Origin of the sequence: Sedimentibacter sp. MB31-C6, assembly GCF_035934735.1 — a bacterium.
GTDB lineage: Bacteria > Bacillota > Clostridia > Tissierellales > Sedimentibacteraceae > Sedimentibacter.
On sequence record NZ_CP142396.1, the window covers coordinates 854513 to 879152 of the forward strand.

Consider the following 24640-nt stretch of genomic DNA (forward strand, 5'->3'; position numbering starts at 1 on the left):
ATTAATCATCTTCTCCCTTGAGCCATGTTCTGATAAGCTGTGATGCTATCTCTGGATTAGTATTTGTAAATTCTTTAATTTGCTTAACCATCACTTGTTCTTGAGTTTCTTGTAATTTAATTTCATCTTGTATTTCGTCCCATGAGAAATTTTCTGTTTGATTTGCCACAACATTCTCATTTGCTTTTTTCTTTCTTTTCTTTCTTATAATTACACTTATTATGAAAATTAATATTGCCACTAATGCTAAAGCTATACCGCCATATATGAGTATTTTACTCATCATGTTAGCTTCTGAAGGGTCAGTTACTGCTACAGGTACAGTAGGTGAATCTGGATCATAAAACTTCATATTATGTAATGCTATTTTTTCAGCTTCTACCCCTGAAGAAAATGCAACTAATTGTCTTACTTCGTCTGTCTCATCATCACTCATACTAGCTTTATTAATTGCTACAGCAACAGTTAATTCATCTATATTTCCTGGGTTATACTCTATTTGTTCTTTTAATTGACTTACTAAATAGTTAATAGTATTGGAGTCTTTGAAATAAATATCATCACCTTCAATAGTAACTCCAGGATATGTAGGTACTTCTGCATTTGTTTCAGCCCCTGGTATTCCTTCTACAACTTCACCAGGACCAGCAATTTCTCTTTCATTTTGGGTATCGCTTGGTACTCCCAACTTAGTTTCTTCATCTGGTAAATACTGCAATATTTCACTTATTTTTTTATCAAAATTAATTGTGCATTTTGCTGAAACTTGCACATTTTCAGGACCATACATGGTTGATAATAATTCAAAAGCACTTTTTTCAATTTCTTTTTCAAATTCCTTTTCGATTTCTAGCTTTAACTTAATCTTATTAGTTTGTAAAACTTCATCATTAACTTTTAAGCTATTTCCATCAGTATCAATAATTGCAACATTTTCTTCTTTCAATCCTTCTACACTTTTACACACAAGTTGGATAATTCCATCAGTTTGTGAGTTTGTTAGAGATTTTCCATTTACTAGGTTTAACTTTACTGATGCTGAAGATTCACTTCTATCAGTTTCCCAAGCAAAACTTTTATCTTCTGGTAGATTGATTGTAACTATTACTTCTTTAACTCCATTAATAGTTTTTATAGAATCTTGAAGCCTTTCTTGTAATTGAAAAACTTCGTATTGCCTTTTTTCGTAGTCTGTAGTCATAAAGTCAATGTTTTGAGTAAACACATCATAGTTTGAACCAGTTCTTGGGTGACCACTTTGGGCAAGTTGCATTCTTAATATACTTTCCTGTTCTTCAGGAATCAATATCGAACCATCATTATTATATTTATAATCAATTTTATTTTCTTGGAGCTGTTGCAAGACCTCAACGGATTCCTCTTGATCGATGTTTTTAAATAATACTACATATTCTTTATTATTTAATATGAATGCTAGTATTAGTGCCATAACTATAAGACCTGTTACACCACCTATTATAAGGTTTCTGTTTTTCTTACTAAGTTTACTCCAAAATTCAGTTATATTTTTACCTATATTTTTCAATTGTTCTATCATTTACATAGCTCCTACATTATGTATGTGATTTTCACTGACTTGTTCACATTAAACATTTACCCTCATTATTTCATTGTATGCATCTAATGCTTTATTTCTTAACTGTAATACTAAATCTAAAGACAATTGTGCCTTTTGAGTATTTATCATTAAATTATGTAAATCATCGCTATTTCCAACAGATAAATTATATATATCTTCGTCAACTTTATTCTCTGCTTCTACGTAATCGTTCAATGCTTCACTGAAAATCGACTTAAATGATAGTTCATTAGTATTATTATTTGTACTATCATGTTTCTTTATGTCATTTATTCCATTTATTAGTTGTATAGGTTCTATAAACATTATTACCTCCCAATTTCTAAAGCTTTTGAAGCCATTTGCTTCATTGTATTTAGTGCTGTTACATTAGCCTGATACGCTCTATACGCTTCCATCATATCTACTGTTTCCTTTAAAGAATCTACATTAGGCATATTTACATATCCATTTTCATCTGCATCAGGATGCTCTGGATTGTAGACAAGTTTAAACTCACTTTGATCTTCTACTATATCAGAAACTTCAACTCCACCAACTTTATGTTCATCTAAGTTATTAATTAGCATATTTTTAAAGTTATTTGAACCTGTAGACGAAAGAACTATCATTTTTCTTCTATAAGGTCCTCCTGCTTCAGTTCTCGTTGTATCAATATTAGCAATGTTCTCTGCTATTATATCCATCCTAAATTTTTGTGCAGTAAGTCCTGACCCGCTAATATTTAAAGATTGCAAAAAAGACATAGTTACCCCCTATTATTTTTTTCCTTCTGAAATTACAGATGAAAGTTTTGAAAAATAAGAATTGATTTCAGTTACTGTATACATATACTGAAGTTGTGTTTTTGCAAGTTGTAAATTTTCCTTCTCTAAATCAACATTATTTCCATCTAGGCGAAGTGATTGTTCGTCATTTTCCCCTATAATAATGTTGCTAGATTGGATCTTTTCTTTTATGGTGGAAGATTTATCTTTTTCAGAAATGTTTGTTAATTTGTTTTTTAACTGGCTTTCGAAATCTACATATTTGCTTTTATATCCCGGTGTGGAATAATTAGCAATATTTTCCATTGAGATTTGCTGTCTTAACCATAATCCATCTATACTTTTATTTAGCATAGCAAAATTAATGTTTTTTTCGATAATCATGTTACACCCCCTGAAACAAGTATTTTGCAAAAAAAACCATAGTATTATATTAAATATTATACTATGGAGCCAGCTTAAAATCGAAGGCATATCAAAATATACCAATGCAAATTGATATTTACATTATTCGAGCAACTGGCTACCATAGATTTTTCTAGAATTATCTTTAGGCCCTATAGCTTTGTGTCTTTACCTTTCGATAAATTTACCTTTTTTTGAATATTATTCTATTATTTCAAATATTAACTTAATTAATTATACACATTATATATTAATAACAACAAAAATGCAAGCTTTTTCGACATTAAATGACATTAATTTTTAATATTTATTATTGCATTAAGAGTTGATATGTATATATATTCCTAATTTATAAATTTGCTATGAAAAAAATTGCAATTTTCCTTTATTGTTTACTGACATAATTAAATTTTTAACAAAAAATAATTTGTATAAATATGTGTCAGGATGTATTTATACAAATTATTTTTTGTTCTTTAATTTATTTTTTATACTGTTAACAACTTCTAAATTAGTTTTTTCTGAAGCTGTTATATTAAATTCACAGGTTTCAGCAAGTTCTTTTCTAGTAATATTAATTTCCTTAGGTGCATTTATACATATTTTAACCTTATCTGAAGATATTTCAGAAATAATTATTTCTATATCATCTCCTATAAGTATTGACTCTGATTCTTTTCTTTTTATAACTAGCATTATATATCCTCCTCAGTGCTAAATAAAGGACACCTTAGAGGATAGGTATTTTGAAGTATTACTTGCTTTGCTATTTTTAATTCAGGATTAATGGCTATTGGGCTTTTTAAATTGATTACTGAGTTTTGAATTTCATCTCTTATTATTGCAATAACCAAAAACTTTAATTCTATTTCTAAGTTAACTTTTAATTCACTTAAATCTTCTTCATTCAAAATTGGTTTATATGTATTAAAAACATAATATGGGTCTACTAATACAAAAGATAATTCCTTATTGTCAATAGATTGAAGATACATAATATCATCTTCAGGATTATCTTTTAATATTAAATAATCAGTATAATCTTCAAAACCATACATACCTTTTGTAAATCTAATTATATCTTTTTCTTCTGCTTTTATTTCTCCATAGTCTCTTGTTTTAATTATCATAAATTCACCTTAAATTTTTTCATCGATTGGTTTGTATGTTGGATCAGCGCTTGGAGGAACAAATATTGGGGTTCCTACATAATTAATTTCTACCCTTGGGTATTCATTAATTATAAATTCTATACTACCAGGAATGAATTCTATTTGAGGCCTATTAATATTCCAATCAAAATTTAATTCATCCATATTGTACTTAACTGATAATTCATATGGTTCCCAAGATATATCAGGTCCCACTTTGGGACTAAATCCTAGATTAAAATTAACATCACTATAAAATTTTCTTAATGCAATTTCTGGTATGGGGTTACCCATAAGGTCAATATTAAGCATTAAGTTTCCTTCTTCAGCATAATTTGCTGTTGCTTTATATGCTGCTTGAATCCCTTTTTCAGCATAATCCTCTACTGATCTCATTGCACTCTTTATTCCAGCAGAATACCTTGCTTCAACAGTATCTATATTTAATTTAGTAGGCTTAACACGCATTTGTAAGCCGCCTTTATTACGTGTAACCTCTACATTTGCATTTGCATTAACCATTTCTACACGCGCATTATTAACTTTTAATTCCATTGACATAGGGATGGTTTTTATCTCCAAAAGTGGTTCCATCATATATATCACTCCTTTTTAATTTTATAATTAACGCATAAAATCAATAAAACTATTTTGAAGTATTTTGTTTCCCATTGACAAAGCTGCATTATATGAGTATTCTTGCATTTTAAAGTCGACTATAGCTTCTGCCTTATCTACATATTCAACATCTAGAATTTTTTCATTTAAGTTAAATTGATTGTCTTCATTTCTTAATTTTAAAAAATCTAAATAATTTGTTTTAGCACCAATATCCGTAACATTTACTAATACTTCTTTTTTCTGTGTTTCATATTCTTTGATATATGGACTTATTTTTTCCATGGAAAAATCAGGACTTTCCAATTCTTCTTTTATTTTTCCTATAAGTGAATATAAATTATTAGGAATTTCATTTCCATCACCGTCTGTATAGCTACCATAACCCATAAATTTAATCCCAGACATAGACATATCAAACACAGTATCTTCATTTAAATCATTACCATTAAAAGTCATTCCTAACCCTAAATCAATATTAATTACTTCTTCTGATAATAACTTAAGCTGATCTAATTCATCTGAATCAGTTGTATTTACATTAATGCCTTTAAAATGTAATTCTCCATTGACTAATGTAAATGGTATCTCATCTTTACTTGTTCCACCAAACACATATCTATCTTCGAATTTGGCATTTAACGATGTTAATATAGAATTTTGTAGGTTTTCTAATTCTTTACCTATTATTTCCCTATCTTCTAGTTTCATTGTTCCATTAACACCCTTTAAATATGATGTATATACTGTTTCTAGATTATTGCTTATTTCCATAAGATTAGTTTCTGCTGATGTAAGAAAAGAATCTACATCACTTATATTTGTATCGTACATTTCTGTTGACCTGTACTCTCTTCTAAGTTTATATGCTTTTATTGCAGATACAGGATCTTCGGAACCCTTCATGAATTTTCTACCTGTTGTAACTTGTTCATTTAAATAATTCATTTCATTAGCAGACTTATTTAAATTTTTGATATATTTATTTGACATCATACTTGTTGTAATTCTCATATTTCCCCCTCCTATACAGCCATTCTATTAATAAGTGTATCTAACATTTCATCTAATGTTGTCATAAGCCTCGCTGCAGCATTATATGATTTACTATAGTTCAATAAATTTACCCCTTCTTCATTTAAATCTACAGAAGACATACTACTTCTTGCATAATCTAATTGAAACTGAGATTCATTATATATGTCATATGATGTTTCAACGTCATTTACTTGTAAATTCAATCTTGTTGTTGAAAATGTAAGAAACTCTTGAAATGTTCCTTTAAACAATGGCTTATCTATTGATGAATCAATTTGATTTACATTAAAATCATATTTCTTTTCAAACAATGATATCATTTTAAGTATATTATCTGTTCCTCCAGTAGTATCTCCCTCTATGTCTATATTTGTATTTGTAATATATGATTCTGTTGCATCAGCCCAATCTTTATGTATTGCTATGTTGCCTGCTGTAATTTGAGAAGTACCGTCTCTTGAATCAAACAATGGTTTATCTTCGCTATTTATAGTATCATAATTTGCTGCATTCATTTCTTCTGCAAATTTATTGGCCAAAGTATCTAACATGTTGCTATAATATTGTACTCCTTTATTATCATTCTCAGTTAAATCTGCAAAGTCACCTTTACCATTTAAAAAATTAATATATCCATTAAGTTGTCCATTATCCAATATTTCTGTTAAATAATTACTTGAATCACTCGGATCATTAACTGATTTGTCAAAATTTTGACTTATATATATATCAATATCTTTTCCATTTTCTATTACATCTAATTGAATGAATTCATCATCATCTATCAACACAACTTCTGGACTTTTATCTCTTAACTTTATAGACAATTCATCTACAGTTCTGCCTCCACCAATAGGAACTTGAGTTAAATCTACTTCAATGTCTATATAAGAGGATAATTCATCTATTAGCATATTTCTTTCATCATTAAGTTCTAATGCCGGATTTCCGCTTATATTATCTTCTTTTATCTGCTTATTTAAATCTGCAATATTATCCATAAGTTGATTTACTTTTACTATCGCACCATCTTCTAAATATGTAAGTTGTTGATTTCTAATTGTATTTATTTGTTTTGAATAATCATTGAACATTTGAGTTAACATTTTAGCAGATGTTCTTACAACGCCTTCCATAACAGGGTCTGATGTACTAGAAGTTAAAGAATGTAACTGTTCTAATAAATCAGAAAATTGAGCATCAAGACCTTCCATAGCTACTTCATCAAAAACAGTTTCTAAATCACTTAACGCCTCTAACTGGGCACTTTCGCCTCCTGCATTAGCAGCTTGCATCCTATATCTTAAATCAAGGAAAGAGTCTCTGTATTGACTTACACCATCTGCTCCTACTCCTTGTCCTATAACTACACCATCAATACCAAATTTTAAATTTTTAGTACTAAAAGATACAGAAGATATATCCAGTCTTTGTCTTGTATATCCCTTTGTATTAACATTTGAAATATTTTGTCCAACAATATCCAACATATTTTGATTCACAGTTAATGCGCTAGTTGCTGTTTTGTACCCTAAAAATGTTGATCTTAACATATTAATCTCCTAATTATATTTTTTTAGAAATTAAACGGCTCTTATATTTACTATTTTTTGCTTCTCTATTAGTATAGGTATTATTATTTTCACCCATTTCACTCATTACTTTGTCAATTCTGTGAAGTCTTACTTCAATAAGTGTTTTGCATAAACCATTTATTTTTTTTACATCTGTTATAAGTTTAGTTAATTTATCGTATAAACTTGTCATTATATGTTTTTTATCTTCTTCAGACAACAATATAATTTCTTTGAGAGTTTTTTCTTTCATATTCATATTTACAATTAATTTCTCTCTTTTTTGTTCAACGCCTCTCATTTTCATATAAAATACTTGCTCTTTAGCTACTATTTCATCAAGTTTTTCGATATCATTTTTTATTACTACATCATATTTTTCATATTCCAACTCCAGAAAATTTTCATATAATTCAATACATTCTTGGAGTATTCTATATAAAGCATCCATTTGTTCCATTATTGTACCCCACTTTAATTAATTATCTAAAAGTCTTCTGACGATTTCATCAACGTCTATTTTATAGTTATTGTTATCAATTCTATTTTTAATTTTAGCTATCTTATCGGTGCTAGCTTCTTTATTGATTTGAGTTGTAATATCTTTTTTTATATTATCTAGTTCTTTTTTAGAAATATTATAATTATGCTTTGTTTTATGTTTTATTTCTATTACATCATATTTATTGTTTTTTGTGAAATCATCACTTTTTACAGGTTTGGAATTACCTTTAAAGTTAATATATTTATTTATATTTTGGATTTTCATTGATTATCCCCTATCTTATATTCTCAATATATTTATCGTATGAAACAAATAAAAGTTTACCTTTTTTTATTTATTTTTATAACTTTATATTGCATATTCCTTTTCTTCTATACTTTTTAACTTAAATTTATCAACTAATTCTTTTAAAACAATTGCCTGTCCGCTTAATTCTTCACTGGCAGCTGCACTTTCTTCCGCTGTAGCAGAATTTGTTTGAACAACAGCTGATACTTGTTCGACACCTTGTGTGATCTCCATTATAGAAGTAGCTTGTTCATTAGATGCATCCGTAATTTTATCAATTAATTCAGAAGAAGTATGCATTTCTTCAACTATTATTTTCATAATCTCAGATGTTCCGTCAGCAATTTTATTTCCATTTTTAACTGCTTTAATTGAATTTTCAATTAGTGCTGTAGTATTTTTAGCTGCTTCTGCACTTTTTGAAGCAAGATTCCTCACTTCATCAGCTACTACTGCAAAGCCTTTACCAGCATCTCCAGCTCTGGCAGCCTCAACTGCTGCATTTAATGCAAGTATATTAGTTTGAAACGCTATATCATCAATAACTTTTATGATTTTCGCTATATTTTCTGATGATTTCTTAATATCTTCCATAGCATCCGTCATTAATTCCATTTGTTTACTGCCATTTTCAACACGTTTTGCTACATTTTTTGTTTTTTCGCTAACATCATTAGATATCCCTGCATTAGCTTTTACTTGTTCGGATACTTCACTTATGGATGCAGATAGCTCTTCAATTGAACTTGCTTGTTCAGTTGCCCCTTGAGATAATGCTTGAGCTCCTCCAGCCACTTGGTTTGAACCACTAGAAACATGTTCTGCCGATTCATTTATTTTATTAAGGGTACTATTTAAAGAAGCTAATATTTGATCTACAGAATCTTTAATTGGAGCAAATCCACCTACAAAGTCTATATCAATATTAGCTGTCATATCTCCTGTAGCCATTTTATTTAAAATATCATTAATTTTTCCAATATAAAGTTGCAAAGTGTCCATAGTATTGTTCATTCCCATTGCTGCTGCACCTAATTCATCATCAGAAGTATAACTAATTTTGTAGTTTAAGTCGCCCCTACTTATTGCATTAGCAGCCTCTGATATTTCTTTTGTAGGTGTTACAATACTTTTAGTTACAAGTCCGCTTAAAAATATAGCTATTATAATATCTATAGCAAGAAGAATTGCTAACACTATCATAGAATTTCGAATTGTAACATTTGACTGAACTACAAAGCTTTCAGCAACATCACTTAAGTCAGAGCTTAACACATTCATTGAACTTTCAATTGTTTTTAAAAGTGGCATTAATTGATTGTTCATAATATCTAATGCCTGTGTATTTCTACTTTGACTTAATAAATCAATAAGTTCAACGCTAATTTCAGAAGTTAAGTTCAATGTATTTTCTATTTGAACAATTATATCATTATAATCTGGAAGTTTTTTCTTTAATTCAGAAATAGAATCTTCTGATTCTTTAAGTCCATTTGATATTTCATTAGTATATTGCTCAATTAAAGATTTTGTAGGTGTTGTAGTACTTTTAAAAATAGCGCTTTCTACATTACTAATATTTAATTTTGTTTCTAAAGCTAATTTTTCAACCTCATAACATTCTTCATTAAAACGATTCATATTGTTAGAAACTGTTTTTATATTTATTATTGAAAAAATCATCGATATAATAAAAACACCAATAATTATACTAAAACATAAAAGTAATCTTCTGCCTATTTTCATATTTTTAAAGTTTTTTGAACTTTTCATGTTTTTCATACTTTTTGAATTTTTTCTACTAAACTTATTACCTAGATTTCCTATTTTAAACTTTCTCTTCATTTTAAACTCCCGTTAAAAATTATTATAATCTAAGCTAGATTCATTAATTTGTCTTCATCTAAAATTAAAAGTATGTCATTACTCTTTTCGCCTTTAGCAACTCCTTTTATATAATTACTTTTATTAATTTTTTTAATTTCCTCTGTTTCTTCAAAAGGAATTATATTATCGACTGAAAGTACTTCATCAACCATAATACCTACGAAAGTATTGTCATTTTCTAAAACAACTACCATTTCTTTTTCATTATCATTATCATTTTTATTGTTATTTGTTTCATTTTGTTCTGATAAGTTTTTTGATTCTTCAAGTTCTTCTTTAATTGATTTCATGTTAAAAAGAACCCTCAAATCAATTAGAGGAATTACATTCCCTCTTAGGTGTATCAATCCATTGATATATTTAGGAACATTGGGGACGTACGTTATATTTTCAGGTGTTATTACTATTGAAGTAATCATTTTGCTGTTTACAGTATATAAATTCTCCTTAAGTTTAAATATTAACCAAGGAAATTCCATCTCTTCATTTTGTTCCTTATTTATTTCATCAAACATATTTTTCTCCTGTTATGCCATATTCAGTATTATCATAATTATTTTTATTAATCGAAACTTGTTACCATTTCTACTTCTTTTTCATTTAGCAGCTTTTGAGTGTTTAATAACAATATTATTTTATTTTCTTGTTTTGCAACTCCAGTAATATAAGAATTAATATAATCCACACCCATTTTAGGTGGTTCTGATATATTATTTTTATCTATATTCGTAACTTCATTTACTGAATCTACTATGAATCCAATAAAAACTCCTTGAATATTAGTTACAATTATACAAGTTCTTTCATTATATTCAATTTCTTCTTTATTAAGTCGCAATCTCATATCAATAATTGGAATAATTGTACCTCTCAAATTGATTATTCCCTTTGCATAATTTGGAAACTCAGGAACTGATGTGATTTCTTGCACTCCTACTATTTGCACAACATCAGCTATAGGAATTCCAAAAAGCTGCTTATCTGTAAAAAAAGTTAGATATTTATCTCTTAAAGTATCCTCATTGTTTATTTCTTTTAAATCCCTTAATGTATTTTCCATATAAACCACCTCTATTTAATAGTCTTTATAATAAAAGTATCGTCATAATTTAATAAAACTTTAGTATAAAAATTTAATTTTTAATGTCTCGGATTCTTTCTTACAGTTAAAGCTGACTTTAACACTGCTGTCGTAACTTGAAGTCCTATCTTGTCATATTCTTTGATTTTTTTCTCAACTTCATCCTTTGTAGCAACAACATATATTGGTTTAAGATTGTTTAACGCTAACGCAACTACATCCTTTTTACAACGATCGCACTTGCAACAATTCATCTTTTTAAGAGTAGAGTCAAGCTTATTAAGTACGAGTTTCTCCGTTATGTTATATAATATTACTTCATCTTTTTCTTCTCTTCTTACATTTATCTCTTTGTTTTGAAACATTGAAGATTCATCTTTGAATTTTATAGCATCTACTGATGTGGCTATTTTTGTCTTTATTTCATTTTGCAATTCTAGTTCATCTTGTACATCTTCTATCTCTTGTTTCTCATTATCGTTATTTTTTTTAATATTAGAAGGCATTATTTTTTTGTACATTAATTCTTTATCAAATGTTTTCTTTGTCTTTGCCATTGTTTATATACCTCTTTCTAGAAGTTCTTCTACCAAATTCATATAATCCAATGTTGCACCATTTTTAGGTGAATATTCGTATACAGTTTTTTGACTTGTTTGAGCTTCTTTTACAGCAACACTTGCCCTTATTGTAGTATTTAACAAACTAGTTTTAAGTTCATCTGCTATTAACTCCGCTGTACCCCTTATTTCTCTACTTAAAATTGTTCTTTTGTTAAATTTTGTAAGTACAATTCCTTCTATTTTTAAATTTGGATTACAATACTTCTTAACTTTATCAATAGTTTCTGATAATTGAGCAATACCTTGTAAACTAAAAATATCAGCTAGCATTGGAATTATTATATAATCAGAAGCAGTAAAGGCATTAACTGTTAAAATACTTAAAGCAGGAGGCGTATCAATAAATATATAATCATATTTATCTTTTATTGTATTTAATGCTTCCCTTAATAGAAATTCCCTACCTGTTTGTGTGAATTCCAACTCAATTCCGCTCAAAAGTATATTAGAAGAAATAATATCAAAGGAAGGAGTTTTTTGAATTGAAAAAGATGTCTTAGCTTCGCCTTTTAATATATCATAAATAGTTGGGCAATCTTCGGATTCAGCTCCAACACTAAAACTTAAATTTGATTGAGGATCTAAATCAAGACACAAAACTCTATAACCCTTTAATTTATATCCAGCGGCAACCGCTCCTGTTGTCGTTGTTTTTCCAACTCCACCTTTTTGATTTGATATTGATATAACCTTTGCCATCTATAAAACTCCTTTATATAAATTAATTTTATTATAGAAATTGTAACAAAATTTTAAATATATAACAATATTATTTTGCAAAACTTTGTAAAATATTGTGTTATTATAGATTATTATTTTTGTTATAAAGCAAAAACAGCCAACGGATTTCTCCGTTGGCTGCTTTCATATTTCTAAAAGGGGCTTTCTCCCTCTTTGCATTTACATCATTCCTGGCATTCCTCCGCCCATTGGAGGCATCGCAGGTTCATCATCCTTTGGCTCATCAGCAACAGCTGCTTCTGTTGTCAATAACATTGAAGCTACAGATCCTGCATTTTGTAAAGCTGATCTTGTTACCTTAGTTGGGTCTACTATACCAGCTTCTATCATGTTTACATATTTTTCATTGTAAGCATCAAAACCTATACCTTTTTCGCTATTTTTTATTTTCTCAACGATAACAGAACCTTCAAGTCCAGCATTTATAGCAATTTGTCTAACAGGTTCTTCTAATGCTTTTTCAATTATTTTAGCACCTGTTTTTGCATCTCCAGTCAATGTTTCTGTTACTTTTGAAACTTCGCTAGTTGTAGCTAATAAAGCAACACCGCCACCTGACACTAAACCTTCTTCTACTGCTGCTCTAGTAGCATTCAAGGCATCTTCCAATCTAAGTTTCTTTTCTTTCATTTCAGTTTCTGTAGCTGCTCCAACACTTATAACTGCTACTCCACCTGTTAATTTAGCTAATCTTTCTTGTAACTTTTCTTTATCAAATTCTGAAGTTGACTCTTCATATTGAGCTTTGATTTGGCTTGCTCTCTCTTGAATAGCATTAGAATCTCCAGAACCATTAACTATAACAGTATTTTCTTTATCTATTTTAACTGTTCCTGCAGAACCTAACATTTCTACAGTTGTTTCTTTTAAATCATATCCTAATTCTTCAGTTATAACTTCCCCGCCTGTTAAAATAGCTATATCTCTTAACATTTCTTTTCTTCTGTCACCGAAACCAGGAGCTTTTACAGCTACACAATTGAATGTTCCTCTCAATTTATTAAGAACTAAAGTAGCTAATGCTTCACCTTCTATATCTTCTGCAATTATAACAAGAGATTTTCCTGTTTGAACTACTTGTTCTAATATAGGTAATATTTCTTGTATGTTAGTTATTTTTTTGTCTGTAATTAATATATATGGATTTTCTAATTCAGCTTCCATTTTTTCTGTATTAGTAACCATATATGCTGATAAGTACCCTCTGTCAAATTGCATACCTTCTACAACAGTCAATTCAGTTTCCATAGTTTTTGATTCTTCAATAGTAATAACACCGTCTTTGCCAACTTTGTCCATTGCTTCTGATATTAATTTTCCTATTTCTTCATCACCAGCTGATACAGATGCTATTTGTGCTATTTCTTCAGAAGTTTCTACCTTTTTACTAGCACTTTTTAAATCAGCAACTGCTGCTTCAACTGCTGCTTGGATACCTCTCTTTAGTATCATAGGATTAGCACCAGCTGCTACGTTTTTCAAACCTTCTCTAATTATAGCTTGAGCTAATAACGTAGCTGTAGTAGTCCCATCTCCTGCTACATCATTTGTTTTAGTAGCAACTTCTTTTACTAATTGGGCTCCCATATTTTCATAAGGGTCTGATAATTCAATTTCTCTTGCTATTGTAACTCCATCATTAGTAATTACTGGAGAACCAAAAGATTTTTGTAATACTACATTCCTTCCTTTAGGTCCTAATGTTACTTTAACAGTATCAGCTAAAGCATTAACGCCTTTTTCCATTGAACGGCGTGCATCTTCATCAAATTTAATAATCTTTGCCATTTTATCTACCTCTCTTATTTTTTATTCAGCAACTGCCAATATGTCAGATAATTTAATAATAATTAATTCTTCACCATCAATTTTAACTTCTGTTCCTGCAAACTTAGAGAAAATAACTTTATCTCCAACTTTTATTTCATCCTTTTTCTTTTCATCTGATGTTATTCCTGAACCGATTGCAAGAACTTCTGCTACTTGTGGCTTTTCCTTTGCAGAGCCTGGTAAAACTATACCGCTTTTAGTTTTTTCTTCTGCTTCAATCATTTTAATTACTACTCTTTCGCCCAGTGGCTTTACTGTCATTTTAATTCCTCCTACTTAAATTTAATTTAAAATTAATTTAATTATCTACTCAGAATTGTTAGCACTCATCTTTGTAGAGTGCTAACACTTACAATGTATATAATACTCAATTGTTGCCCTGTTTTCAAGTATTGTTTTAACGCAAATTAATCAATTATAGTCAAATATGCTATTAATTATAACTATTTCTTAAAATTGCTTTTATTTTCTTTTTATTTCTTTATTTTGTATCTATTTTCAAATATTATACAAATAAATTTAAAGTATATTACAAAATATAGCTGTTTTTTATTTTTCATTATAGTATAATCAATATATAATCACTTAAATATCAATAATTTACAATATACCAGGAGGTAATAAAATGTCACTTGTAACATCAAAAGAAATGTTTAAAAAAGCTTATGAAGGAAATTATGCTGTTGGTGCCTTCAATGTAAACAATATGGAAATTATTCAAGGTATTGTTGAAGCTGCTAGACAAGAAAATGCACCATTAATCCTTCAAGTGTCTGCTGGAGCAAGAAAATACGCAAATCCAATTTATTTAAGAAAGCTTGTTGAAGCAGCTATTGAAGATTCAAATCTTGATATAGTTTTGCATCTTGACCATGGTGAAAGTTTTGAAATATGCAAATCATGTGTTGATGACGGTTTTACTTCTGTTATGATTGATGGTTCAAAATATCCATTCGAAGAAAATATAGCTCTTACGAAAAAGGTTGTAGAGTATGCTCATAGTAAAGGCGTCGTAGTAGAAGCTGAACTAGGAAAATTAGCTGGAGTTGAAGATGCCATAAAGGTTAATACAAAGGATGCTACATATACAGACCCTGAACAAGCAGCTGAATTTGTACAAAGAACAGGTGTTGATTCATTAGCAATTGCTATTGGTACAAGTCATGGTGCTTATAAATTCAAAGGTAATCCAAGTCTTGATTTTGATAGATTAGAAACTATTGCAAAATTGTTACCAGATTTTCCTCTAGTACTACATGGTTCATCATCAGTACCTAAGGAGTTCGTTGATTTATGCAATAAATATGGAGGAAAAATCCCAGGAGCTGCCGGTGTACCTGAGGCGATGCTGAAAAAAGCATCAAAAATGGGAGTTTGTAAAATAAACATAGATACTGATTTAAGACTTGCTATGACTGCATGCATTAGACAAATTTTAGAAGAAAAGCCTTCTGAATTTGATCCTCGTAAATATTTAGGACCAGGCAGAGATGCTATAAAAGATATGGTTGCTCATAAAATGCGAGATGTTCTTGGTTGCAGCGGTAAACAGTAGGGAACGCATTTTATGCGTTCCGCGGTAGGCATAAAATGCCTACCCTACATTATTTTTTTCGTCTTTTGCTAGTTTTATATTTCTCAAGTATAATATAAAATCAGTAGATACCATTATTAAATTAAGACCGTACAAATAAATTACTACATCAAAATTATATATAATTTTATTTAAAATTCCAAAAACATACCCTGACATCAATATTACTAAAAAATACGGACTCTTACCTGCAACAGATTTTGATTTATAAGATTTATAAATCGAAAAAGGCCATGCAGCTCCAAAACAAAGAAGCATTAATATCTCAAATATACTCATATTTACCACCTCCTATCATTAATATAACTAATAACTATTTCAATTTTGGTTTATTAACATATGTAGAAACATAATTTTTATCAATAGTCACTACTGCAAAATAAGTGTTATTTTCTTTTTTGATTAAGTTATCAATTTGATTAACTAATTCATTTGATTGAATATTATAATCTACTGGTACAACAACATCAAATATCAAATTAGTATGAGTGTCTCCCTTGACAACTCGAAAATCATGTATGGAAAGGTCATTGTCAATGGACATCACTATAGTTTCAACCATTTCTTTTAAACTGTTTATCTCTTTATCATCAGTTATTATTGGGTCTAAATGTATTACTAAATTAATATTCAAATCATTTGAAAAATCTCTTTCTATATTGTCTATTAAATCATGAGATTTTAATATGTCTTCTTTTGCATCAACTTCTGCATGAACTGTTGCAAAGTACCTATTCGGTCCATAATTATGTACAACAAGGTCATGTATATTAATGATTCCTTCATACTCCAATATTTTATTTTCAATTGATTGAATTAATTCTTCATCAGGCATTTCCCCTAACAATGGATTCAGTATATCTTTCAATATACTTATTCCAGAATATATGATAAACAAAGCAACTAAAGTTCCCATGTAACCATCTATTTCAAAGCCTGTAAACTTTGTTATAATTACAGACACTAATACTGCACTAGTTGCAATAACATCATTTCTACTATCCAAAGCTGTAGCTTTCATTGTTGTTGAAGAAATTCTATCAGCTAGATTACCATTAAAATAACTTAACCAAAGTTTTATTACTATTGAAAATATTAACACAATAATCATTAAAATAGAAAACTTTGTTGCTTCTGGGTGAATTATTTTATTTATCGAAGATTTAATAAGTTCAAATCCAAGTAATAATATTATGAAGCCAATAATAAGACCAGTTATATACTCCAATCGAGCATGACCAAATGGATGATCTTTATCTGCTGGTTTAGCAGATATTTTAAAGCCAATTAAAGAAACAATCGACGAACCAGCATCAGATAAATTATTAACTCCGTCTGCTGTTATGGATATACTGTTAAATAACGTTCCTGTTGCAATTTTACTTAAGCTTAATATGAAATTTGCAATAATTCCAACTAAACTCCCCAGTTTTCCATATGATGTTCTAACTTCTGAACTTTTTATATTATCATAATCCTTTATAAATTTCTTAACTATAAAATCAGTCATAAAATACCCCTTTAAAATATAAGAATACCTGTGAAACATTATACGTCCCACAGGTGTTTATCTAACTAATTAATTCTGTCAATATACTATAAGTTTATTCTTTAACTAATTTTATAATACTAAATAAATAATTATTTGTCAAATAGTTATTTATTTATTTCATCACAATTAATTGTCGTTATCACTATCATAATATTTATAGCCTTTATTGCCATTATTGCCTTTATTGCCATTATTTCTATTGTTTTTATTGTTGTCTTTATTATCCTTTTTATCTTTGTTATCTTTGTTATCCTTTTTATCTTTGTTATCTTTGTTATCCTTTTTATCTTTGTTATCTTTGTTATCTTTGTTATCTTTGTTATCTTTGTTATCTTTGTTATCTTTGTTATCTTTTTTGTCTTTATTACCATTGTTGTTACCATTATTATCATTATTATCTTGTTCATTGTCATTGAACTTAGAACCTTTTGGTTCAGTCTTCTCATTTGTTATGGTAACTACTTTTATATCATTAGCATGAAAAACATCGTCTTCAAGCTCTATATCTATTTTTATTTCATCGCCAACTTTTATATTATTTTCTTTAATATTCTTTCCGCCATCACTCTTTATACTAGTATTATCATCAATATAAATTATTTCAACTTCACCATTATGAAGCATTTTTACTTCTATATTGTTAGCTTTTTTATCTATAGACATTACAATCGCCTGCAAATCATCCATATCATTATATTTATCATCTTTTTCGTCTATATTACTTTTTTCATATTTTTTTTCTTTATCATTTTTTTTTATTTTGTTATTATTATCGGTTTTGTCATCAATATGATTTTTATTTTCTTTCTTATTACCTATTTTATACTCTTTTGTTGCCTTTATGATATCCTTAACTGGCTTATCTAACCATTCATCTAAATCAAAATCTTCTGAATTTCCTGTAGCTTCTTGAAGCTTTTCTAACAGATTTAACTTGCCTGGCGTAACACCAAGGTCTCTAGCTTCTTCTACACGCTCTTGACCAACACCAATCACATCAATCCTTATGCCCTTATTCTTATTATCAGTTTCTATTTTATCATCTAAATCTTTTTCATCATCTATATTATTTTCAGAAACTATAGTTATTTCATCATCTTTATTTATTATTTCTTCAGCTTTTTCTATTTTTTCCACTTCTATTTCAACAGCAGACCTTATTGTTTCTGCTAATCTATCTGTCTTTTCTTGAGTTTTGCTTGATGTTGCTACTATAACTCCGCCTTCTTTTCCTTCAATAAGATATCCATCATCCTTTAATTTGTTAAGAACATTTTTAATCGCCTCTGATATTTCTTTATTTTTCAGTTCTTTTATGTCAATTTCCTTTATTATTTCTTTACCATCATCATTAACAGCCTTTACTTCTAATACACGATCAAATCTATTTATTGAAAATTCAAAAGATGGATTGACATCTACACTTACATAGGAGTATGGTGTCAGGTAAGCCCATGCCGGAGTTATGAAAAGCATAATTGCCGCTGCCGCTGTAACTACCCATTTAATATATTTATTATTATTCGTAATTACTATTTCCTGTCCTATCGCATAATTCTTGTTCTTAATTTTAGTTATACAACCATCTTCGGACAAGACTGCTGCAAGATTATCTCTTATTTCTACTACTACTGCTTTCATTTTTTTAACTCCTCCCGAATGTATCGTATATATTCTGCAAGATATGGATAATCTCCGGATATTATCTCTACTGCTGCTATTATATATTTTCGATGACGCTCTAATAATTTACGGGGTATTTTAGTATTTTTTTCTATCAAATTTAAAGGTAGTGTTTTTTTAACTTTCATATTACTCACTAATATTGGATTCTTTAAAATAAACGCAACTGCCTTAGCACATGACTTCTTAGTTTTCCTAGCCTTCGGGGAACAATCTGCCAAATCAAAAAAAGAAAACCCATATGTAGATAAAACCTCGTTAGCAAGTTCTATTTCTAAATTCACTGAATTGTCAGTTTCTTTTGATATTTTTTCCGTAACTTTAATACTTATAGATGATGATTCTTCTTCATCTATTTCAGAATTAAATATTGATGGATTGATTGAAATTTCAGAAGCATATCTTGACTTACTTCTAATGTAATCTATAAGTCGCCTTCGTATTACTAATTCCGCAAAATTTAAAAAACTACCTTTATTTATAGAGTAGTTTTTTATCGCTACTGAGAATGCATGAAGAGCAACAGCATATTCATCATCACTTTTAGAAATATAATTATGAGCTGTTGAGGATGCGCATTTTAGTATGAAATTTTCATATTTTAAAATTAAGTCGCTCATTATAGTTTCATCTGTCTTTGCCTTTTCAGCCAATATGTCTAATTCGCTCATTAGCTCACCCCTTTTTCCAAATTAACTACTAACTAATAATAATAATTTTTATCTAAAAGTTAATTAATGACTTTCTAGTCGATAACATATTATATCATCATAGCTTTTTAATGACAACAGTGAATTGCATGCAAGTAATATTCACATTTTAAATAAGTACCAAGTTCTGCTGTCTAACTCATATTTAAGCTCAAAAATATCCTTACCTTTATGCAAACAAACAAAAACAAGTCGTGTGTTTCCAACTATTTTTTCTTCGTAAAATTTCATTATTCTTTCAATTCTTACAACTTTATCATCAAGTCTAAATTTAACTGGCTGTATCTTGCCATCTGTATTAAAAATAACCATGACTTTTATGGGTTCATTTAAAATTTTCATAATCTCACCTTTTTACAATATACTACTCATACCTGGATACTCATCATCTGGATATCCCCCCAGAAGTGGTTTGAAATCGCTATTGGCAAATACACCTCTAATAATAGCTTCATCTCCATACTTTGTTCTAATTATATCAACAGTTTTATCTAAAATTTCATTTTTTGCACTAAGTTCATCTTGAAATATATTAATTTGCTTTTTATGTGAATATTCTAAATCTGATATAGATACTCCTAATTGCCTTATTGGTTTATTATCCCATAATTCATCAAATAATCTGCATATACTTATATAAATATCTCGAGTACAATTAGTGAAATATAAAAGTTTTCTTTGTTTTGAAGAATACTTAAAATTCTTATCTTTTATACTTACACTAACTACTCTGCAACTCATATTTGCTTCTCTTAAACGCCAGGCAGTCATTTCTACCAAACTGAGCAATATTATATGTGCAGTTTCCGTATTAGTAACATCAAATTTTAATGTACTGCTATTGCCAACACTTTTAATTGAATCTTTCGGTTTAAACATTGAATCATCTCTACCCCAAGCATAATTATATATTAATCTACCATGGGATTTTAACATTGAGGATATTAGCTTATAATCAGCATTTGCTAAATCACCTATTGTATATATACCCCATTTGTTTAATTTTGGTTTAGTTTTCCTTCCAACCATAAATAAATCTTCTACAGGAAGGACCCATAATTTTTCTTTTATTTCGTCACTAAATAAAGTATGACATTTGTTAGGCTTTTCAAAATCGCCAGCCTGTTTTGCTAAAAGCTTGTTTTCCGAAATTCCAATATTTACGGTATATCCAAAGTTTTTATAAACTATATCTTTAATTTTGTAAGCTAACTTAACTGCTTCTTTTTTATTGATATCTGTAAAACGTAAAAAGCATTCATCTATACTAAATATTTCTACATCTGGAGTAAATGTTTTTAGAAATTCTATTAAAGCCTTACTTGCCCTTGTATATACTCTATAATCTGGGGGTACTACTAGTAAATTTGGACATTTTTGCCTTGCTTCGAGAAGAGATTCTCCAGTTTGTATTTTGAATTTTTTAGCAGACATAGATTTTGCCAAAACAATTCCATGACGATTTTTTTCATTGCCACCTATTACAGAAGGTACTTTTCGTATGTCTCTATCTATCCCCATTTGCATCTCATATGCTGATGTCCATGACAAAAATGCTGAGTTAACATCAATATGCATTATTATCTGTTTCAAAGTATCACCTCTATTACTCGAACATTTGTTCTTTATAGAGTTATTATAACACATTTTTTTAATTTTAAAAGAGTTTTTTATAATAAATATATAAACAATGGAGATTCTTCGCTAACGCTCAGAATCTCCATAACTCAACTTTTACCCATATTTTTATCATAAATAATCTTTAAACCTTTGAATATAAGGTCTGAATCATATACATTGATAGAAGATGTAGAATCGGCCATTATTCTACCTAACCCTCCAGTTGCAATAACCCTCATTTCTTCATTATTCATTTCTTCTTTGAGTTTTTTTACTATATATTCAATTTGTCCAATATATCCGTAAACTAGTCCTGCTTGCATACTTGTAATAGTATTTTTTGCAAGAATTGAATCTGGTTTCTTGATTTCAATTTTTGGAAGTTGCGCTGTTCTTTGCCACAATGCATCAGCTGATATTTGTACTCCAGGAGATGTTATACCATATTTAAATTCTCCCTTTTCGCTAACAACATCATAGGTAGTTGCTGTTCCAAAATCTATTACAATAAGTGGTCCTCCATATATTTCATATGCTGCAACTATACCAACAATTCTATCTGCTCCTACTTCTCTTGGATTATCAGTATTAATAGTTATTCCTGTTTTTATTCCAGGTCCTACTATTAAAGGGTCAATATTAAAATATTTTTTCATAGCATTCTGAAATGAATGCATTACATTTGGCACTACTGAAGAAACAATAACACCGTTTATCTTTTTATAGTCAATATTCTCATATTTTAATAAATTTAATATAAATATACCATACTCATCAGATGTTTTTTCACTTCTGGTAACCATTCTCCAATTACCAATAAGTTCATCATTTTTATAAACACCAACAACTATATTGGTATTTCCAATGTCAACAACTAAAACCATTTTTCCTCCTAATTTACTTAATCTTTATTCAATTCATCAATTGATTTGGTAGTTATTTGTTTTCTATCTAAATCCAAAAGCTTTATTGCTTTCTCTAATTCATCTTCTGAAGACATTTCAATTTCTAAATATGGTTTTGAATATGTTTCTTTATCCCATATATCTATTTCAAAAAATATGTTATCATATGAGTAGGACTTTCGATGTTTATATCCCGGTCTTTTTTGCTTGTAACCCATAATTTCAAGGATTTTCACAGTATCTTTCCAATTAGAAATTTCCGTTTCAGTTTCTTCGTTAACTCTTAACTTATCTCTATTAATACTTCTTTTCAATGTGAGGGTATTTTTAATTTCTCCATTTAATAAATTCTTTGTTATTCTTATTCTTAAATATCCTTTGTGATTTTTTTTTAAAAAGTTATCCTCAGTATCAAATCTTATATTTGTTTGTTCCTCATCTTTAATAAGATAGGCACCTATTTTAATAAGTTTTCTCTCTATTTCATCTTTATCTATATTTAAGACCTTTATTTCCCTCTCTCTCATTATGTTCTCCCATTTTTTATATTATCATATTGCAATAAATATTTTTAAGACTACGAGTTATTTAATATAAATTTAATTTCTTGTTAATATATTATAACATAATTTTTCTTTTTTCTCAGTAAATATATATTTTTTTATAAAAAAATGTTTATGATAATAATTATGTGATATAATTTCATTGAATTAAAAATTGAGGTGAAATAAATTGGAAGTCATTGTAAGCAAACTATTAAAAGTAATTAAATTGTCCTCACAAATCATACTAGAAAGTGGCGGAGAAACTTATAGAGCAGAGGAAACTATAAAATTCATATGCAAATCTTTTAATGTAAATGAAATAGATTCTATTGCAACACCTACAGGTGTTTATATAACAATTTCAACTGAAAATACTGAAAACAGCACAGTTGTCAGAAGAATTAAAAAAAGATCAATAAATTTAGATAAATTACATAAGGTAAACAATATATCAAGACAATTAACAAATCATTTAATATCTTTAGATGAAGCAATAAAACAACTAGAAGAAACAAGAAATGAAATAACACGACATAATAAATTTTCAGTTTTTTATGGAGGAATTTCTGCGGCATTTTTTACATTGCTCTTTGGAGGAAGTTTTTTCGGCTTTATTATAGCTCTTATATCAGGAATAATTGTAACACTTATAACAAAAAAATTTGAAGACCTTCAATCTTATCAGTTTTTTTCTAGTATAATTGCAGGTATAATAGTATCCTCTTTCGCAATTGTAGGAACAAATTTAATTAAAATAGGAAATTATAATCATATAATAGTTGGAGGTATTATGCCTCATTTACCAGGTCTTGCTATGACAAATGCAATACGCGATACTATAAGAGGTGATTTAATTTCAGGATTAGCAAGAGGTGCTGAAGCCTTAATTGTTGCAGCTTCTTTAGCAGCAGGAGCAGGTGTTATTATTTCTTTAGCTTATACAATTGGTTTATTACCTATTAAATAGAAAGGAAAAATTATGATAAAAGAATTAATATTACAAATGATATATTGTTTTATGGCATCTTTATTTTTTGCATTAATAATGAACTCTCCTAAAAAGGTTCTTGCTTATACCTCTTTAATTGCATCATTAGGTTACTTAATTTATATACTCTGTATTAATTATGGAAATCCAAAACTTGGTTTTTTTCTCGGAACAATGTTTATTGCTTTTTTAGGAGAAATCTGTGCAAGACGTTTTAAAATGCCTGCTACTATTTTTATTTTCCCAGCAGTAATTCCTATTGTTCCTGGATTAGGTTTATATGAAACTATTCTTGCCTTTGTTCAAGATGATATATTTTTAGCACTTAAGGTTGGAACAAACACAATATTAAATATAGGGTCTATGGCAATAGCTATGGCTATTATAAGTTTAATTGCTATTAAATTAAAAATAAAACCAAAAATTTAAAATAAAAAATGTTTTAAATAAATTTTAGTGGGTATAAAGTAGTCATATGAATTATATAAATTAGGAGGAATAAATTATGTGTAAAACAAAGTTTGTTATATGTAGAACATGTGGAAATTTAGTAGAAATGATAGAAGATTCAGGTGTTAATATGGTATGTTGTGGTGAAGAAATGGAAGAATTAACAGCAAATACTGTAGATGCAGCTCAAGAGAAACATGTTCCTGTAGTAGAAAAAGAAGGTAATAAAGTTACTGTTAAAGTTGGTAGTGTAACTCATCCAATGGCTGAAGAACATTATATCCAATGGATTTATCTTGTAACTAAACAAGGATTTCAAAGAAAGTGCTTAAACCCAGGAGAAGAACCAGCTGCTACATTTGCTCTTGTTGAAGGTGACGAAGTAGTTGCAGCTTATGAATATTGCAATCTTCACGGTCTTTGGAAAAAGGAAGCATAAAAAATAATAAATAAACAAAAATATAAGGTGCGCAATGCGCACCTTG

Annotated in this window: 30 protein-coding genes and 1 riboswitch; of the genes, 4 read left to right on the plus strand and 26 right to left on the minus strand. The window is 28.7% G+C overall.

The window, feature by feature from the left end; all coding sequences use genetic code 11:
* Position 1: 1 nt before the first annotated feature.
* The 18 genes from fliF to U8307_RS04255 form a co-directional block, all read right to left on the minus strand.
* Positions 2–1558 carry a flagellar basal-body MS-ring/collar protein FliF gene (gene fliF / locus U8307_RS04170; protein WP_326910449.1) on the minus strand — a complete coding sequence of 519 codons (1557 nt, stop codon included), beginning with the start codon at positions 1556–1558 and terminating at the stop codon, positions 2–4.
* 48 nt (positions 1559–1606) lie between these two features.
* Positions 1607–1906, minus strand: a complete 300-nt coding sequence (gene fliE, locus U8307_RS04175; protein WP_326910450.1) for a flagellar hook-basal body complex protein FliE — start codon at positions 1904–1906, stop codon at positions 1607–1609.
* 2 nt (positions 1907–1908) lie between these two features.
* Positions 1909–2346: a flagellar basal body rod protein FlgC gene (gene flgC, locus U8307_RS04180; RefSeq protein WP_326910451.1), complete on the minus strand. Its 438-nt coding sequence runs from the start codon at positions 2344–2346 to the stop codon at positions 1909–1911.
* 12 nt (positions 2347–2358) lie between these two features.
* Positions 2359–2751 (minus strand): flagellar basal body rod protein FlgB, encoded by a 393-nt coding sequence (gene flgB / locus U8307_RS04185; protein WP_326910452.1) that lies wholly within the window; start codon positions 2749–2751, stop codon positions 2359–2361.
* A 127-nt stretch (positions 2752–2878) separates the two neighbouring features.
* Positions 2879–2971: riboswitch (cyclic di-GMP riboswitch) on the minus strand.
* A gap of 263 nt (positions 2972–3234) precedes the next feature.
* Positions 3235–3468, minus strand: a complete 234-nt coding sequence (locus U8307_RS04190) for a carbon storage regulator (protein WP_326910453.1) — start codon at positions 3466–3468, stop codon at positions 3235–3237.
* Positions 3468–3902, minus strand: coding sequence for a flagellar assembly protein FliW (gene fliW / locus U8307_RS04195; RefSeq protein WP_326910454.1), 435 nt, complete (start codon positions 3900–3902; stop codon positions 3468–3470). Before fliW ends, U8307_RS04190 begins: the two co-directional genes overlap by 1 nt.
* A gap of 9 nt (positions 3903–3911) precedes the next feature.
* The gene (locus tag U8307_RS04200; RefSeq protein ID WP_326910456.1) at positions 3912–4520 is read right to left on the minus strand and encodes a DUF6470 family protein; all 609 of its coding nucleotides are present in this window, start codon (positions 4518–4520) and stop codon (positions 3912–3914) included.
* A gap of 27 nt (positions 4521–4547) precedes the next feature.
* On the minus strand, positions 4548–5555 hold the full coding sequence (locus U8307_RS04205; RefSeq protein ID WP_326910458.1) for a flagellin N-terminal helical domain-containing protein: 1008 nt from the start codon (positions 5553–5555) through the stop codon (positions 4548–4550).
* 11 nt (positions 5556–5566) lie between these two features.
* The gene (flgK, locus tag U8307_RS04210) at positions 5567–7132 is read right to left on the minus strand and encodes a flagellar hook-associated protein FlgK (RefSeq protein ID WP_326910459.1); all 1566 of its coding nucleotides are present in this window, start codon (positions 7130–7132) and stop codon (positions 5567–5569) included.
* Positions 7133–7145: 13 nt separating this feature from the next.
* Entirely contained in the window at positions 7146–7613 is a 468-nt protein-coding gene (locus tag U8307_RS04215; protein WP_326910460.1) for a flagellar protein FlgN, read from the minus strand.
* An 18-nt stretch (positions 7614–7631) separates the two neighbouring features.
* The gene (locus U8307_RS04220; protein WP_326910461.1) at positions 7632–7922 is read right to left on the minus strand and encodes a flagellar biosynthesis anti-sigma factor FlgM; all 291 of its coding nucleotides are present in this window, start codon (positions 7920–7922) and stop codon (positions 7632–7634) included.
* 84 nt (positions 7923–8006) lie between these two features.
* Positions 8007–9791, minus strand: coding sequence for a methyl-accepting chemotaxis protein (locus U8307_RS04225; RefSeq protein WP_326910462.1), 1785 nt, complete (start codon positions 9789–9791; stop codon positions 8007–8009).
* Between the two features lie 29 nt (positions 9792–9820).
* Positions 9821–10348, minus strand: coding sequence for a chemotaxis protein CheW (locus U8307_RS04230; protein WP_326910463.1), 528 nt, complete (start codon positions 10346–10348; stop codon positions 9821–9823).
* 47 nt (positions 10349–10395) lie between these two features.
* On the minus strand, positions 10396–10893 hold the full coding sequence (locus U8307_RS04235) for a chemotaxis protein CheW (protein WP_326910465.1): 498 nt from the start codon (positions 10891–10893) through the stop codon (positions 10396–10398).
* Between the two features lie 80 nt (positions 10894–10973).
* The gene (locus tag U8307_RS04240) at positions 10974–11471 is read right to left on the minus strand and encodes a late competence development ComFB family protein (protein WP_326910467.1); all 498 of its coding nucleotides are present in this window, start codon (positions 11469–11471) and stop codon (positions 10974–10976) included.
* Between the two features lie 3 nt (positions 11472–11474).
* The gene (locus U8307_RS04245; protein ID WP_326910469.1) at positions 11475–12236 is read right to left on the minus strand and encodes a ParA family protein; all 762 of its coding nucleotides are present in this window, start codon (positions 12234–12236) and stop codon (positions 11475–11477) included.
* A gap of 201 nt (positions 12237–12437) precedes the next feature.
* Positions 12438–14066 (minus strand): chaperonin GroEL, encoded by a 1629-nt coding sequence (groL, locus tag U8307_RS04250; protein WP_326910472.1) that lies wholly within the window; start codon positions 14064–14066, stop codon positions 12438–12440.
* Between the two features lie 21 nt (positions 14067–14087).
* The gene (locus U8307_RS04255; RefSeq protein WP_326910474.1) at positions 14088–14369 is read right to left on the minus strand and encodes a co-chaperone GroES; all 282 of its coding nucleotides are present in this window, start codon (positions 14367–14369) and stop codon (positions 14088–14090) included.
* Positions 14370–14733: 364 nt separating this feature from the next.
* Here U8307_RS04255 and fba point away from each other — a divergent pair, with 364 nt between their 5' ends.
* Entirely contained in the window at positions 14734–15663 is a 930-nt protein-coding gene (gene fba / locus U8307_RS04260; RefSeq protein WP_326910476.1) for a class II fructose-1,6-bisphosphate aldolase, read from the plus strand.
* A gap of 39 nt (positions 15664–15702) precedes the next feature.
* On the opposite strand, the gene U8307_RS04265 is transcribed toward fba, so the two are convergent.
* The 8 genes from U8307_RS04265 to U8307_RS04300 all read right to left on the minus strand — a co-directional run bounded on the left by U8307_RS04265 (position 15703) and on the right by U8307_RS04300 (position 22699).
* Positions 15703–15981 (minus strand): PQ-loop domain-containing transporter, encoded by a 279-nt coding sequence (locus U8307_RS04265; RefSeq protein WP_326910477.1) that lies wholly within the window; start codon positions 15979–15981, stop codon positions 15703–15705.
* Positions 15982–16015: 34 nt separating this feature from the next.
* Complete coding sequence (locus tag U8307_RS04270; RefSeq protein ID WP_326910479.1) at positions 16016–17212, minus strand: cation diffusion facilitator family transporter; 1197 nt, start codon at positions 17210–17212, stop codon at positions 16016–16018.
* A gap of 168 nt (positions 17213–17380) precedes the next feature.
* Positions 17381–18895 (minus strand): anti-sigma-I factor RsgI family protein, encoded by a 1515-nt coding sequence (locus tag U8307_RS04275; protein ID WP_326910481.1) that lies wholly within the window; start codon positions 18893–18895, stop codon positions 17381–17383.
* Positions 18892–19608 (minus strand): RNA polymerase subunit sigma, encoded by a 717-nt coding sequence (locus U8307_RS04280; RefSeq protein ID WP_326910484.1) that lies wholly within the window; start codon positions 19606–19608, stop codon positions 18892–18894. Before U8307_RS04280 ends, U8307_RS04275 begins: the two co-directional genes overlap by 4 nt.
* Positions 19609–19749: 141 nt before the next feature.
* Positions 19750–19989, minus strand: coding sequence for a hypothetical protein (locus tag U8307_RS04285; RefSeq protein WP_326910486.1), 240 nt, complete (start codon positions 19987–19989; stop codon positions 19750–19752).
* A gap of 12 nt (positions 19990–20001) precedes the next feature.
* Positions 20002–21240 (minus strand): DNA polymerase Y family protein, encoded by a 1239-nt coding sequence (locus tag U8307_RS04290; RefSeq protein ID WP_326910488.1) that lies wholly within the window; start codon positions 21238–21240, stop codon positions 20002–20004.
* Positions 21241–21374: 134 nt separating this feature from the next.
* Complete coding sequence (locus U8307_RS04295; protein WP_326910490.1) at positions 21375–22151, minus strand: type III pantothenate kinase; 777 nt, start codon at positions 22149–22151, stop codon at positions 21375–21377.
* A gap of 17 nt (positions 22152–22168) precedes the next feature.
* Entirely contained in the window at positions 22169–22699 is a 531-nt protein-coding gene (locus U8307_RS04300; protein WP_326910491.1) for a class IV adenylate cyclase, read from the minus strand.
* A gap of 205 nt (positions 22700–22904) precedes the next feature.
* On the opposite strand from U8307_RS04300, the gene U8307_RS04305 reads away from it, so the two are divergent.
* The 3 genes from U8307_RS04305 (at position 22905) to U8307_RS04315 (ending at position 24594) form a co-directional block, all read left to right on the plus strand.
* Positions 22905–23684 (plus strand): threonine/serine ThrE exporter family protein, encoded by a 780-nt coding sequence (locus U8307_RS04305; protein ID WP_326910492.1) that lies wholly within the window; start codon positions 22905–22907, stop codon positions 23682–23684.
* Between the two features lie 12 nt (positions 23685–23696).
* Positions 23697–24134 carry a threonine/serine exporter family protein gene (locus tag U8307_RS04310; RefSeq protein WP_326910494.1) on the plus strand — a complete coding sequence of 146 codons (438 nt, stop codon included), beginning with the start codon at positions 23697–23699 and terminating at the stop codon, positions 24132–24134.
* Between the two features lie 76 nt (positions 24135–24210).
* The gene (locus tag U8307_RS04315) at positions 24211–24594 is read left to right on the plus strand and encodes a desulfoferrodoxin (protein ID WP_326910496.1); all 384 of its coding nucleotides are present in this window, start codon (positions 24211–24213) and stop codon (positions 24592–24594) included.
* Positions 24595–24640: the final 46 nt, after the last annotated feature.